Source organism: Duganella sp. GW821-FHT01E12 (assembly GCF_059422325.1).
This window is the reverse complement of sequence record NZ_JBWKWR010000008.1, coordinates 137,622-151,462: the sequence shown is the minus strand read 5'-3', so window position 1 is coordinate 151,462 and position 13,841 is coordinate 137,622. Positions and strand designations below refer to the sequence as shown.

Below are 13,841 nucleotides of genomic sequence, written 5' to 3'. Positions count from 1 at the left end.
AACACCAAAATGTCCAAACTGACGCCTATCGCGACGGCTGCGGCCATCCTGGCGCTGAGCGTCTCGATGACCGCTCAGGCGCAACAGGCCGCGGCGGAGAAGGAGCCGGAGGTCGTCATCGTCAGCGGCATCCGCGGCTCGCTGCAGCAATCGCTGTCGGTCAAGCGCAACGCGTCGAGCAACGTCGACGTGATCACCGCCGAAGACGTCGGCAAGATGCCCGACAAGAACGTCGCCGACTCGCTGCAGCGCGTGCCTGGCGTGAACATCTCCACCTCGGGCGCCGGCTCGGGCGGCTTCGACGAAAACGACCGCGTCTCGATGCGCGGCACCGCGCCGTCGCTGACCCAGACCCTGATCAACGGCCACGCCGTCGCCTCGGGCGACTGGTTCGTGCTGGACCAGGTGGGTGGCGCCGTCGGCCGCTCGGCCTCGTACTCGCTGCTGCCGTCGGAGATCGTCGGCCAGGTGGTGGTCTACAAATCGCCGACCGCCGACCAGATCGAAGGCGGCTCGAGCGGCTCGATCGACATCCGCACCCGTCATCCGCTGGACTTCAAGCAGCCGATCTCGATGGAGGCCACGGTGCAGGCGGTGTACGCCACGCTGCCGGAGAAGACCGATCCGCAGGTGAGCGCGCTGTTCAACTGGAAGAACGAGGCCGGCACGCTGGGCCTGATGGTGCAGGGCTTCTCGGAAAAACGCAGCCTGCGCCGCGACGGCCAGGAACTGCTGCAGTGGACCCAGGTGGCGCCGACCAACGCCGCCGTCAAGACCAATCCCGACCTGGCCAACGTCTGGTTCCCGCGCCTGATCGGCTCCTCGCTGTTCCAGCAGGAGCGCAAGCGCAAGGGCGGCCTGATCGACCTGCAGTTCAAGCCCAGCCGCGACCTGAGCCTGGAGGCGACCTACTTCCGTTCGAAGATGGACGCGTCCAACTTCAACACCAACTACATGACCGACATGAACGGTTCCGGCATGCTGGGTTCGGGCGTCGCGCCCGATCCGGGCTACGTGATCCGCAACGGCACGCTGGTGTCGGCCTCGTTCGCCAACAAGGGCACGGCCGCCAAGCCGCTGCGCTACGGCATCGTCGACGACATCGTGCGCGAAGGCGCCTACGCCCAGACCGAGTTCTTCGACCTGGACGCCAAATGGCGCGCCACCGACAAGCTGGTGTTCACCGCCAAGGCCGGCTCCACCAAGGGCAAGGGCGTCACGCCCAGCCAGGGCGTGTTCGAGGGCGACGTCAACAACTCCGGCGCCAGCTACCAGTTGAATGGCCTGGGCAGCCCGGCCAACGTCAAGTTCCCCAACATCGATGTGTCCAAGTTCACCGGCACCCCGCTGGACTGGGTGTTCGGCGTCTCGCCGGCCACCACCGACGACAAGGAGACCTACGGCCAGATCGACGCCGCCTTCGCGCTCGACAGCGGCGTGTTCCGCGAGATCAAGTTCGGCGTGCGCGGCTCGCACCACACCCGCGCCAACTTCGAAGTGGCGCAGGGCCCGAACTGGTCCAACACCGACGTCGGCGGCAACACCACCAACCCGGCCTGGAGCGGCACCACCTATCCGGGCAACTTCGGCAAGGACCTGGGCGGCGACTTCCCTAAAAACGTCTGGATCCTGGACCCGGCGATCCTGAACGCCTGGGGCGACCTGCACTCGAACCGCGATGTCTCGCGCACCTACTACCAGGACATGTTCGACCTGAAGGAAAACACCAAGGCGATCTACGTCCAGGGCGAGATGGAGGGCGAAGGCTGGAGCGGCAACGTCGGCCTGCGCGTCGTGCGCACCGAGGGCACCTCGAACGGCTACCAGATCCTGCAGAACCAGCCGGCCGGCGGCACGCTGCCATCCTATCCATGGGGCGGTTTCGTCCAGAAGACCGCGATCGACAACAACAGCACCATCCCGCTGCCTAGCCTGAACCTGAAGTTCGACCTGCGCTCCGACCTGGTGGCCCGCGTCGGCCTGTCGCGCACCATGACCCGTCCCGACTACGGCGCCCTGGGCGGCGCGGTGCTGCTGACCGACGAGACCCACACCGGCAACGGCGGCAACGCGGCGCTCAAACCGGTCAAGTCGAACAACCTGGACGCCAGCCTGCAATGGTACTTCGCGCCGCGCGCCCTGCTGTCGGCCGGCGTGTTCTACATGGACCTGCACGACTACGTCGGCTACGGCGTCAGCACCGGCACCTTCATCGACAGCCGCGCCTCGCAGGAACAGAAGAAGCCAGTGTTCGCGACCTACAGCATCACCTCGCCGATCAACGTCGGCGCCAAGGTCAAGGGTCTGGAACTGGCGGCGCAGGTACCGGTGGGCATGGGCTACGGCTTCGACGCCAACGCCACCTTCGCCGACTCGCACCTGGACTTCGGCTCCTGCCCTGCGATGCAGACCGCCACCTCCGGCGATCCGTGCGACATGCTGGGCGCTTCGAAGAGCACGGCCAACGCCGGCGTGTACTACGAAAACGACAAGTTCAACGTCCGCCTGAGCTACGCATGGCGTTCGGCCTTCCTGGCGGCCCAGGACCGCGGCACGCCGCTGTACCAGGACGCTTCGGGCACCTTGTCGGCCTCGTTCAACTACAACATCAGCAAGAACATCGTGCTGACGCTCAGTGGCCAGAACCTGAACAACCCGATCCTGAAGAACTACATCTACAACAAGGACCAGCCTGCGCGCTTCTACGCCAACGGCGCGCAGTACTACGCTGGCCTGCACATCAAGTACTAAGCTGTAACCGTTTCATTGTGTAGTCTGTTCCCGCCACGGCCGCTCCCGGCCCTGGCGGGTTTTTTTATGCCATCATACGAATCATGAACCAGATCACCGAATACCTGGACCTCGACCCGGCGCGCTTCTACAACGAGATCGCCGGCAGCCACCGGCCCGCCGTCCTGCGCGGCTTCGTGCGCCACTGGCCTGCCGTGCACAAGGCGCTGCAGGCGCCGGAAGCGCTGTGCCGGTACCTGATGGAGTTCGACAGCGGCCACGAAGTGGACGCGGTGATGACGCCGCCGGACCAGCGCGGGCGGCTGTTCTACAAGCCGGACATGGAGGGCTTCAACTTCGTGCGCAACAAGGTGCCGGTGTCGAAAGTGATCGAGCAGCTGGCGCGCTACTCGCAGTTCGAGGCGCCGCCGTCGGTGGCGATCCAGAGCGCGCTGATCGACGACTGCCTGCCGCAGTTCGCCGCGCACAACGTGGCGCCCGCGCTGCCGCCGTCGGTGCGGCCGCGCCTCTGGCTGGGCAACACCATCACCACGCCGGCGCACTTCGACGAATCGTACAACCTGGCCTGCGTGGTCAGTGGCGAGCGGCGCTTCACGCTGTTCCCGCCCGAGCAGGTCGGCAACCTGTATATCGGCCCGCTGGATTTCGCGCCGACGCCCACGCCCATCAGCATGGTCGACTTCCGCACGCCCGATCACGCGCGCCACCCGCGCTTCCGGCAGGCGATGCAGGCGGCGCTGGTGGCCGACCTGCTGCCGGGCGACGCGCTGTTCATCCCGCCGCTGTGGTGGCACCACGTGCAATCTAACGGCATCCTGAACATGATGGTCAACTACTGGTGGAAGAACGAGCAGCCGGCGCCGGATGCCGGCACCACCTTCGAAGCGCTGGTCGCCACGCTGCAAAGCATGAAGCACCAGCCGCCGGAACTGCGCGCCGCGTGGGGCGCGATCTTCCAGCACTACGTGTTCGATCCGGCACAAGACCCGTCGGCCCACATCCCCGCGCACAAGCAAGGCGTACTGCAAAACGCCCGCCCGCGCCCTTCCACTGGAGCAGTCGATGAACCTGAATAAGCACCTGGGCGCCATGCTGGTACTAGCCGCCATCCTGTCCGGCCAGGCGGCGGCGCAGCAGCTGCCCGCGAACGTGCTGGCGGCGTGGGACCACGACGAACGCGCGGACCTGCGCAGCATACTGGTGATGCGCGACGGCGCCATCGTCGCCGAGCGCTATTACAACGGCGAGACCGCCGACACCCTGCACGATGTTCGATCGGCGGGCAAGAGCATCACCGCGCTGCTGGTGGGCGCTGCGGTCGACCGCGGCAAGATCGGCGCGACGACCGACAAGGTCTCCAAGTACTGGAAGGCCGCCGGCCAATCGGCCTTCGCCGGCGTGACGCTCGATAACGTGCTGACCATGCGCTCGGGCCTGGACGCGTTCGACGACGATCCCGCCTCGTCCGGCAATGAAGACAAGATGGACGAAGCAGCCGATCCCGTTGCCTTCACGTTGGCCACGCCCATGAAGGCCACGCCGGGCACGCAATACCGCTACAACTCCATGACCGCCTACCTCGCCGGCCTGACCGTCGAACAGGCGACCGGCATGGAGCTCGAACAATTCGCGCGCGTGAACCTGTTCGCTCCGCTCGGCATACAAAACTGGCGCTGGGGGCGCGACGCGGCCGGCCACGTCAAGGGACAAGGCAACCTGTCGATGCGCACGCGCGACCTGGGCGCGATCGGCCAGATGGTCATGGACAAAGGCGTCTATCAAGGCCGCAGGGTGCTCAGCGCCGCCTGGATCGAAACCATGCTGGCCCCGCACGTGGACATCGGCCCGGGAGACCGCTATGCCGATCGCTATGGCTATTTCTGGTACGCCAAAACCCAGTCCGTCGACGGACGCCAGATCCAGGTCTTCTTCGCATCGGGCAACGGCGGCAATAAGATTTATATCGTTCCCGCGCTGCGCTCGGTGGTCGTCGTCACTTCCAGCGCCTACGGCAAAGGCTACGGCCAACTACGCTCCGAAAACATCCTGAAAGCCGTGCTGGCGGCAAGCGAATAGCGCCGCGCGGCCGGCCTACAGCGTCGGCATGATCTTGAAGCCGCCGTCAGGAGAGGCCCGCTCCATCGTCTCCTCGACGACGACATCCGTCACCATGGCGGCCGGAGGCCCGCGCCTGGCCCAGGCGATGATGGCCTCCACCGCATGCGCCTCGCCCTCCACGGCGGCCTCCACCGAACCATCGCGCCGATTGCGCACCCAGCCGGCCAAACCCAGCGCCTTCGCCCGCTCCGCAAACGAAGCGCGATAGCCGACACCCTGCACACGTCCCTCTATCGTCAGTCGAATCACGACACCTCCAAAATTTCCAACAGAATACAGGGTGGGGTCCTATCTGCACGGCCCTTGGACAGACCTCACTGAATGGGCTCTCTGCTTTGCTCTATTTTCGTCATTTCCGAACTCTTTTTTTGGGCGCTGGTCCAACAGAGAGAAATAGAAGGCGACAGCAAAAACCAGACAGGAGAATCAGTAATGAATACCACAAGGTCTCAAAAAACGTCCCCCAAGGTCCCTCCCGCCGCATACGACGAGCTCTGCGATTTCCTGCACCAGAGCGGCAGCCCGCTGACACCCGCCGAAGCCATCGCCAGCGCCATCAAACTGTGGATAGCGAAGAGCCGCGAAGACGCGGCCCCGGTGCGCGGCTATCAATGGAAGCAGCTGTTCCTGCCCGACGGCACGCGCCTGCGCGTGCACAGCGGCGACACCTGGCAGGGCGCCGACGTGATCGGCGACGACCTCATCTTCCGCGGCGAGGCGGTCTCACCGAATCAGATGGTACAACAAACCTGCGGCGACGCCCGCAACGCCTGGCTGGAACTCTGGATACGCTTCCCCGGCGAAAGGAACTGGACCAGGGCCGCCCAGTTACGCGCCCGCCAGAACGAACTGGCAGCCATGGCGCCCATGACGCCGGCGGAAGCGATGGCGGCCGCCGCCAAAGCGATGAGCGCCGCATTGAGCACTGCGCTGACGCTGGTCGAACACGCCAACCACCAGTCGCAGAACACGCTGGAACGCCGCCTGCCGCGCTACCGCCGCGCGCACGACCAGCTGGACGACATCCACTGACGCCGCCGGGGCATCCCCCGGCAGATTATTTTGCGCTCACGACAGGCGCCGCGCCTTGCGCCTTGGCCTCGTCGCCCGCCGTCACCACGGTCAGCCTGGCCGGATCGATAGCCTTGCGGAAGGCCGCGTTGACCTGCTCCAGCGTGGCAGCCTTCAGCTTGTCCTCGTACTCCTTGCTCCAGCTGTAGGTGCGGTTCATGTACAGATTGCGCGTCCAGCCGGCGGCCAGCACGTTGTCCTTCGAACGGTTCTGCACCCGCTGCTGCAACAGGCCCGATTTCGCGCCCGCCAGTTCAGCCGCCGTGAAGCCGTCCTTCACCGCCCGCTCCAGCTCCTGCCGGATCGCCGCCTCCAGCTTCTTCAGGTTCTGCGGCGCGGCGATGGCGTCGATGCCGAAGCTGCCGGCGCGGTCGATCTCGCCCGGCTGCAGGCCCGAACCGCCGCCATAGGACAAGCCATCCTTCTGGCGGATGCGATCCATCAGCCGCGATTTCAAACCACCCTCGCCGAAGATGTAGTTGGCCAGATCCAGCAGCGGATAATCGGGATCGTTGACGTTCAGGTCCAGGTTCATGCGCGCGGTGTAGAAGCCGTTCTCCTTGTCCGGCGCGTTGATGCTCTTGTACAGCGGCGCCTTGTCCTCATTGGTGGACTTCACCGGCGCATAGGCCACCTTGCTGTCCCAGCCGGCGAAGCTGTCGGCGATGGTCTTGCTGATCGCCGCCTTGTCGAAATCGCCGACGATGGCCAGCTCGCCATGATTGGCGCCGTAGTAGTCGCGATGGAACGCGATCACATCCTCCAGCTTGAGCGCCTTCACCGCCGCCAACTGCTCGTCCACCGACATCGGCGCGCGCACATCGCCCTTGGGATAGTGGTTGAAATACAGGTCCACCTCCGTGCGCGCCAGCGACTGCGGCTCGTTGCGCGACGCCTCGATCGCCACCAGCCACTGCTGGCGCAACTGCTCGAACTCCGCCGCCGGGAAGCTGGCCTCCTTCAGCACATGCGCCACCAGGCGCAGCGCCGCGTCCAGATTCGGCCCGGTGGTGTCGAAGCGATACAGGCTGCCGGAGATCTTCAGCTTGGCGAAGGCGTCGGCCAGCTGCTCGCGGGTGTATTTGCTGGTGCCACGCATCAGCATCTCGTTGGCGGCGTTCGACACGATGGCCGTGTTGAACAGGTTTTTCTCATCGCCCCAGTGCAGCTGCAGGTCCACCGACACCGCCTCGCCGCGGTTCTTCTTGTTCAGCAGCGCGACCTTCAGGCCGCCGATGGTCTTGACCTCGGTGCGCGCGTTGATGTTGGCCTGACTCGGATCGAACACCTCCGACGTCAGCACGCTGTCCTTGCCCTTGAAGTCCTTCATCACCTCCGCCACCGACGGCGCGGCCGGAATCTCGGCGCGCTGCGGCGCATCCTCGGGCACGAAGCTGCCCACCACGCGGTTGTCGCGCTTGAGGTAGCGCCCCGCCGCCGCCGCCACCTGCTCCGGCGTGATGGTCGGCAGCTTGTCGCGGCCCTCGAACAGCAAGCGCCAGTCGCCCAGCGCGATCTCCTCCGACAGGCTCACGCCCACCCGCTGCGGATCGTTGAGCGACTTCTCGATACCGTTGGCGAAGTTGCGCCGCGCGCGTTCCATCTCCTCGGCCGTCGGCGGCGTGCTGGCGAAGCCCTCCACCGTCGCGATCAGCGCGTCGCGCACCGGCACCAGCGGCTGGCCCGCCTTCACCACCGCGCCGATGATCTGCAGGCCCGGCGCATAGCCGGTCTGGCCGAAGCTGAACACCTGCGCCGCCTTGCCGCTTTCCACCAGCGCCTTGTGCAGGCGGCCGGTCGGCGTGTCACCCAAAATCTCGGACATGAAACTGAGCGCGTCGCTATCCTGCTGCAAGGCCGACGGAATCTTGTAGCCCAGCGCGATCACCTGCATGTCGCCCTTGCGCCGCACCACGAAGCTGCGCTCCCCGTCCTGCGTCGGCTCGACCGTCCAGAACGGCGGCAGGCTGCGCTTGGGTTTCGGGATCACGCCGAACGATTTGCTGATCCAGGCCAGCGTCTGCGACGGATCGAATTTGCCGGCCACCAGCAGCACCGCGTTGTCCGGCTGATAGTAGGTGCGATAGAAGGCCTGCAGATTCTCGATGCGCACGTTCTCGATGTCGCTGCGGTTGCCGATGGTGGAGCGGCCATACGAATGCCAGTCGTACGCCACGCTCTGCATGCGCTTGAGCAGCACCGAGAACGGATCGTTCTCGCCGCTCTCGTACTCGTTGCGCACCACCGTCATTTCTGAATCGAGATCCTTGCGGGCGATGAAGGAGTGCACCATGCGGTCGGCCTCCATGTCCAGCGCCCATTTCAGGTTGTCCTGGCTGGCCTGGAACACCTCGTAGTAGTTGGTGCGGTCGTAGGAGGTGGTGCCGTTGAATTCCATGCCGCGGTTGGCGAATTCCTGCGGGATGCTGCGGTTCTTGGGCGCTCCCTTGAACATCATGTGCTCGAGCAGGTGGGCCATGCCGGTCTCGCCGTAGTTCTCGTGGCGCGAGCCGACCAGGTAGGTGACGTTGACCGTCACCGTCGGCTTGGAGGCGTCGGGAAACAGCAGCACCTTCAAGCCGTTCGGCAGGCGGTACTCGCTGATGCCCTCGACCGATGGCCCCTTGGCCACGCCGGCCGGCAAGGCCTGCGCCCACGCGCTGCCGGTGGCGGCAAAGGACAATCCGCACAGCAGCAGGCTGGCGGCGGCGGCGTGTTTCAAGCGGCTGTTGTTCATGATCTCTCGCGAAAAAAAATGAAGAACAGGCAGCATACGCCCTACCCCGCCCCTGTGGGTAGGCGATTAAGCGAATTTTAAATGACGGAGATCAAGCCTTTTCAGGCAGGATGCAGGCGTCGACCATTTGCAGGTCGTTGTCCTTGGCGAAGGAGATGACGAAGTGATAAGCCAGCGGTTCCAGCTGGCGCAGCTTGCCGTTCACCACCACCGACTTGACGCCGTTGATGACGGTCGGCGTGACGTAGGGCGAGAACTGCAGATGGGAGTCGCGGCCGCCGCCGTAACCTTCGGGCTTGAAGCAGGACATCACCCCGCACAGACGCTCGGCCCAGTCGCTGGGACGGAACTGCCTGCCATTGCTGGTGAGGCCGAGGATGAAGAACGAATCGAGCTGTTCTGACGGTTTGTGGGCTGACTCTGCCATGGGCGGCTGCTTAGGAGTAGATACTTGTTGGTAACAAGAATGCGTGAAAGATCCCGGCGGGTGGCCCGGGCGGATATCATTCTGTAAGAATCTTACGTATTATATCTTATAGAAGACCTGAATACGTAAGTCATTGATTTCCATCCGGTTTTCAACGCGATTAACCACTTTGGTGCAGAAAGATCATCATTCTGCACCACAGCAATGCCGTTATTGTACCCGTGTTCGTGCCACGTTACGGGGTCGCTCCGAGCCAGACCGCGCCCGACAACAGCAATAACAACATCATCCACAGCAGCAGCGCGCGCCACACCAGGCCCACCGTGCTCTGCAGGGCGCGCACGCTCGGTTCCTCGCCCGGCAACATGTCCGGCTCCTCGTCGCCCAGGTCCACCGTTGCGGCATCGGCCGGCAACAGCTTGGCCGCGTTCTCCGCCGGCGTGCCCAGGCGCACGCCCATGGCGCCGCCGCCGGCCGACAGGATGATGCCGATCGCCTCGTCCGCCCAGCGGTGGGCGAAGTTGCGCCAGGCGTAGATCGCGTCCTCGAAGTTGCCGACCACGGCAAACGCGACGGCGGTCAGGCGCACCGGTATCCAGTCGATCCAGTAAAAGGCGCGCGCGGCGAACTGGCCGAAGGCCTCGTTGCGCATGTGCTCGGGCTCGTTCCAGGCGCGCGCCAGGTGCTCGGCCACGCGGTACATCACCGCGCAGGCCGGGCCCAGCGGCATCAGGAACCAGAAGAACACGCCGAACACATTGCGGTGCGTGGTGATCAGCGACTTCTCGACCGCGATGCGGGCGATCTCCGACGTTTCCATGCCGACCGTGTCCTGCTTGGTCCACTCGGCCAGCAGCGCGCGCGCGGTGGCGTCGTCGCCGGCGTTGAGCGCCAGCTGGATCGAGGTGAAATAGTGGCTGTAATGGCGGAAGCCCAGCGTCAGGTAGACGATCAGCACGTTCCACAGGAAGGGCATGCCGAACCAGCCGTAGCGGCGCAGCAGCCAGTAGATCACGGCCGTGGGCACCATCAGCAGCGCCATCATCACAAACCAGCCCAGGCGGCCGTGGGTCGAATCGCCGGCGTTGAACCAGATCTCCATCCGCAACGCCAGGCGCTTGATTTCAGCGTAGATCGGATTGTCTGCGCGCAGCGGCTTCATCTGCTCAATCAGCAGCGCGCATAGAATGGAAAGAAAAGTCATTAGTGATCCTTTAAGTCGGCGATGCCTTGATGCCCGCTACGATAACGTAGTGTCTCTATGCGCGCAAGAAATGGAACAGATTGCGCAGCATGCCCGCTGTTGCACCCCAGATGTAATAGTCGCCGTACGGCATCGCGTAGAAGCTGCGGCGCCCGCCCGACAGCTGCACCGACAGGCGCTGGTGGTTGAGCCCATCCATCAGGAAGGCCAGCGGCACCTCGAAGATTTCCGCCACCTCGGACGGATCGGCGGTCAGCTCGAACGGCGGCGCCACCAGGCCCACCACCGGCGTCACGCAATAGCCGGTGCCGGTCAGGTAGCGCGGCAAGGTGCCCAGCACGTCGACATGGCGGCGCGCCAGACCGATCTCCTCCTCCGACTCGCGCAGCGCGGTGTCGACCGCGTCGCTGTCGTAGTCCTCGGCGCGGCCGCCGGGAAAGCTGATCTGGCCGGCGTGGTCGGTCAGGTGGTCGGTGCGCTGGGTCAGCAGGATGGTCAGGCCGTCCGCGCGCGGCACCAGCGGGATCAGCACCGAGGCCGGCGTCGGCGTCGGCCGCTGCGACAGGCTGCCCAGCGACTCCTCGGCGCCCTCGGGCGTCCACAGCGGCGGCGCCGTGAAGCGCCCGCGCAGCCACGCGGGCGTCAAGCGCTCCGGCGCGACGGCCGGCTCGCCGGCGATGGCGTCCACGGGCAGTTCTTTCGGATCAAACAAAGGCTTGGCCAAACGCTACCTCCACATGCAAAAAAGGGGCACCAACGGCGCCCCTTCCATCCAAACACAAACGCGGCTATTAAGCAGCGGTTGCTTTCGCCACTGGGCGACGGTTTGGCAGTTTTTCCTTGATACGTGCCGATTTGCCGGAACGATCACGCAGGTAGTACAGTTTAGCGCGACGTACGTCACCGCGGCGTTTCACTTCGATCGAAGCGATCAGCGGGGAGTACAGCTGGAAGGTACGCTCGACGCCTTCGCCGGACGAGATCTTACGAACGATGAAGTTCGAGTTCAGGCCACGGTTGCGACGGGAGATGACCACGCCTTCGTAAGCCTGGGCGCGCTTGCGGGTGCCTTCGACTACGTTAACGTTGACGATCACGGTATCGCCAGGTGCAAAGTCAGGGATGCTCTTGCCCAGGCGAGCGATTTCTTCTTGCTCGAGTTGTTGAATCAGATTCATTTTTAATGACTCCATAAACCATCATGCTGGCGCGCTGTGAGCCGAAGCTCGATGCCCAGTAGAGGATGGGGTTAAAACACGCGGGCGACATGCCCGCTAGCTACTACAACAGGTTTACAAACCTGCCAAAAACTTTTCGTCAAGCTTGGTGAGCAGCCCCGCCTCACGCGCTTTGACCAGCAAATCCGGACGCTTGCGCGCGGTCGCCTCCAGCATGCGCTGACGGCGCCATTTCTCGATCTCGGCGTGGTTGCCGCCCATCAGCACCGGCGGCACGCCCACACCCTCGTACGTTTCCGGCCGCGTATAGTGCGGCGAATCCAGCAGGCCGTTGACGAAGCTGTCCTCGACCGCCGACGCATCCGTGTTCAGCACGCCGGGTATCTGGCGGATCACGGCATCCATCAAGGCCATCGCCGGCAGCTCGCCGCCGGACAGCACGAAATCGCCCAGGCTGATTTCCTCGTCGACGCAGCGGTCCAGCAAACGCTGGTCCACCGCCTCGTAGCGGCCGCACAGGATCACCAGACCGGGTTCCTGCTTGAGCTGCATCACGCGCTCGTGCGTCAACTGCCTGCCCTGGGGCGACATGAACACCACGCGGGGCGCGGGCAGACCGGCGTCGGTCTGGCGCTGCTTCGCCGCGTTGAGCGTCGCTTCCAGGGGCTTGGCCAGCATCACCATGCCGGGGCCGCCGCCATACGGGCGGTCATCCACGGTGCGGTGATTGTCCGTGGTGAAATCACGCGGATTCCACAACGACAAGCCACATTTATTCTGTTCAAACGCGCGCCGGGTGACACCCGACTGCGTCAGTGCGGCGAACATTTCGGGGAACAGGGTCACGACATCGAATTGCATGGCGGGCCGCCCTTATGTTCAGTAATCAAGGCCCCAGTCGACAGTGATCTTCTTGGCGGCCTTGTCTACCTTGATGATAAACGCGTCCACAAATGGAATCAGGCGCTCCTGCGCCGCAACCTCGGGATCAGCATCGGGCAGAGCGGCTGGCTGTATGCGCAAGATCGACTGCGGACCATTGCTCATCATGTCAGTCACCGTACCGAGGTGCTCACCTTGCAAATTCTCTACATCCAGACCGATCAACTCGGCCCAGTAAAACTCATCGTCGGACAAGGCCGGGAAACGACTGCGCGGAATCGAGACAGCCGCGCCCTTGAGCGCTTCTGCAACGTTCCGGTCGGTCACTCCCACCAGCTGCGCCACCACGTCGCCGCCATGCAGTTTGCACTGCTTGACATCGACATCGTGCAAGCTTGGCTTGTCGATCCACCAGGTTTTCACCGCGAGGAGTGCATCCGCATCTTCCGAGAAAGGACGTATCCTCACCCAGCCAGCGACGCCGTAGGCACCGAAGACAAAGCCTACCTGTGCCAGATCGTCGGGGACTTGCACCCCGGATGCATTCTTATCGGTCAAACCAGCAACCAGACTTAGGCGGCTTTGTTCGAAGCGACCAGACGGGCCACGGTAGGCGACAGCTGCGCGCCAACCGATTGCCAGTGAGCCAGACGGTCAGCGGTGATGCGCAGAGCGACTTCACCACCGGATGCCATCGGGTTGTAGAAACCGATGCGCTCGATGAAACGCCCATCGCGGCGATTGCGCGAGTCGGTTGCAACGATGTTGAAGAACGGACGCTTCTTGGCGCCTCCACGAGCTAAACGAATAACGACCATAATATTTCCAAAAAGTGTGCTAGGACGGAAAAAGCCGCAAATTATAGCGCGCTTTGCCGCGAAGCAGCAAGCGTTAATGAAATAATCGGGCAATGTTGGGGTAATCGAAGATTATCCCCCGAACCGGCGTGCGGGGCAAGAGCCACGACCATAAAAAAGCTCCGCCGGGGGCCGTATTATGACCGATACTGCATGTTTTCCGGCCACCGCTGAACAAACATGACTGTTTCGCACCACACTCCCCACAAAAACAAGACCTTGGCCGCCCTGCTGGCCTTCCTCGCGGGCGGCCTCGGCCTGCAGCGCCTGTACCTGCGCGGCGCGCGCGACCCCTGGCTGTGGCTGCACCTGGCCGCCCTGCCGGCCTCGGCCGCCGTATCGGCCGTCTGGCCCGACGCCGACGGCTTCTACAAGCTGCTGCCCATCATGGTCTCCGGCCTGGCCGGTTTCCTGGAGGCGCTGGTGCTGGGCCTGATGTCCGACGAAAAATGGGACGCCCGCTTCAACCCCGGCTCCGGCAGGCAGTCCGACACCCACTGGCCGCTGGCCGTGGTGCTGGTGGCCAGCATGATGGTCGGCGCGGGCGGCCTGATCGCCACGATTTCCCGCCTGTTTGACTTGTTGTACACTGGCGGTTCCTACGGTTAATAAGGAG

The 13,841-nt window shown here is 64.1% G+C and carries 14 protein-coding genes; 5 read left to right on the top strand and 9 right to left on the bottom strand.

All coding sequences use genetic code 11. The features are described from left to right. Window positions 1-9: 9 nt before the first annotated feature. The 3 genes from AC07WS_RS21670 (at window position 10) to AC07WS_RS21660 (ending at window position 4,827) form a co-directional block, all read left to right on the top strand. Window positions 10-2,751 carry a TonB-dependent receptor gene (locus AC07WS_RS21670; protein WP_494731080.1) on the top strand — a complete coding sequence of 914 codons (2,742 nt, stop codon included), beginning with the start codon at window positions 10-12 and terminating at the stop codon, window positions 2,749-2,751. An 83-nt stretch (window positions 2,752-2,834) separates the two neighbouring features. Beyond that, on the top strand, window positions 2,835-3,827 hold the full coding sequence (locus AC07WS_RS21665; protein WP_494731079.1) for a cupin-like domain-containing protein: 993 nt from the start codon (window positions 2,835-2,837) through the stop codon (window positions 3,825-3,827). After that, window positions 3,814-4,827, top strand: coding sequence for a serine hydrolase domain-containing protein (locus AC07WS_RS21660; protein ID WP_494731078.1), 1,014 nt, complete (start codon window positions 3,814-3,816; stop codon window positions 4,825-4,827). The genes AC07WS_RS21665 and AC07WS_RS21660 overlap by 14 nt, the downstream gene beginning before the upstream one ends. A 15-nt stretch (window positions 4,828-4,842) precedes the next feature. On the opposite strand, the gene AC07WS_RS21655 is transcribed toward AC07WS_RS21660, so the two are convergent. Further along, a complete protein-coding gene (locus AC07WS_RS21655) occupies window positions 4,843-5,118 on the bottom strand; it encodes an acylphosphatase (RefSeq protein ID WP_494731077.1) in 276 nt (91 codons plus the stop codon). A 183-nt stretch (window positions 5,119-5,301) separates the two neighbouring features. On the opposite strand from AC07WS_RS21655, the gene AC07WS_RS21650 reads away from it, so the two are divergent. Beyond that, complete coding sequence (locus AC07WS_RS21650) at window positions 5,302-5,901, top strand: hypothetical protein (protein WP_494731076.1); 600 nt, start codon at window positions 5,302-5,304, stop codon at window positions 5,899-5,901. A gap of 25 nt (window positions 5,902-5,926) precedes the next feature. On the opposite strand, the gene AC07WS_RS21645 is transcribed toward AC07WS_RS21650, so the two are convergent. The 8 genes from AC07WS_RS21645 to rpsP all read right to left on the bottom strand — a co-directional run bounded on the left by AC07WS_RS21645 (window position 5,927) and on the right by rpsP (window position 13,186). After that, window positions 5,927-8,677: a M16 family metallopeptidase gene (locus AC07WS_RS21645; RefSeq protein ID WP_494731075.1), complete on the bottom strand. Its 2,751-nt coding sequence runs from the start codon at window positions 8,675-8,677 to the stop codon at window positions 5,927-5,929. Window positions 8,678-8,768: 91 nt separating this feature from the next. Continuing rightward, the gene (locus tag AC07WS_RS21640; RefSeq protein ID WP_494731074.1) at window positions 8,769-9,104 is read right to left on the bottom strand and encodes a DUF3579 domain-containing protein; all 336 of its coding nucleotides are present in this window, start codon (window positions 9,102-9,104) and stop codon (window positions 8,769-8,771) included. 235 nt (window positions 9,105-9,339) lie between these two features. Further along, window positions 9,340-10,308 (bottom strand): CobD/CbiB family protein, encoded by a 969-nt coding sequence (locus AC07WS_RS21635; RefSeq protein WP_494731073.1) that lies wholly within the window; start codon window positions 10,306-10,308, stop codon window positions 9,340-9,342. A 55-nt stretch (window positions 10,309-10,363) separates the two neighbouring features. After that, entirely contained in the window at window positions 10,364-11,032 is a 669-nt protein-coding gene (locus AC07WS_RS21630) for a CoA pyrophosphatase (RefSeq protein WP_494731072.1), read from the bottom strand. Between the two features lie 67 nt (window positions 11,033-11,099). Next, window positions 11,100-11,486 carry a 50S ribosomal protein L19 gene (rplS, locus tag AC07WS_RS21625; protein WP_008446022.1) on the bottom strand — a complete coding sequence of 129 codons (387 nt, stop codon included), beginning with the start codon at window positions 11,484-11,486 and terminating at the stop codon, window positions 11,100-11,102. Between the two features lie 114 nt (window positions 11,487-11,600). After that, entirely contained in the window at window positions 11,601-12,347 is a 747-nt protein-coding gene (gene trmD / locus AC07WS_RS21620; RefSeq protein ID WP_117015473.1) for a tRNA (guanosine(37)-N1)-methyltransferase TrmD, read from the bottom strand. 18 nt (window positions 12,348-12,365) lie between these two features. Next, a complete protein-coding gene (gene rimM, locus AC07WS_RS21615) occupies window positions 12,366-12,926 on the bottom strand; it encodes a ribosome maturation factor RimM (protein WP_494731071.1) in 561 nt (186 codons plus the stop codon). 14 nt (window positions 12,927-12,940) lie between these two features. After that, complete coding sequence (gene rpsP, locus AC07WS_RS21610) at window positions 12,941-13,186, bottom strand: 30S ribosomal protein S16 (protein WP_117015471.1); 246 nt, start codon at window positions 13,184-13,186, stop codon at window positions 12,941-12,943. A gap of 219 nt (window positions 13,187-13,405) precedes the next feature. Between rpsP and AC07WS_RS21605 the strand changes: the two genes are divergently transcribed. After that, complete coding sequence (locus tag AC07WS_RS21605; RefSeq protein ID WP_494731070.1) at window positions 13,406-13,834, top strand: hypothetical protein; 429 nt, start codon at window positions 13,406-13,408, stop codon at window positions 13,832-13,834. Window positions 13,835-13,841 lie beyond the last annotated feature (7 nt).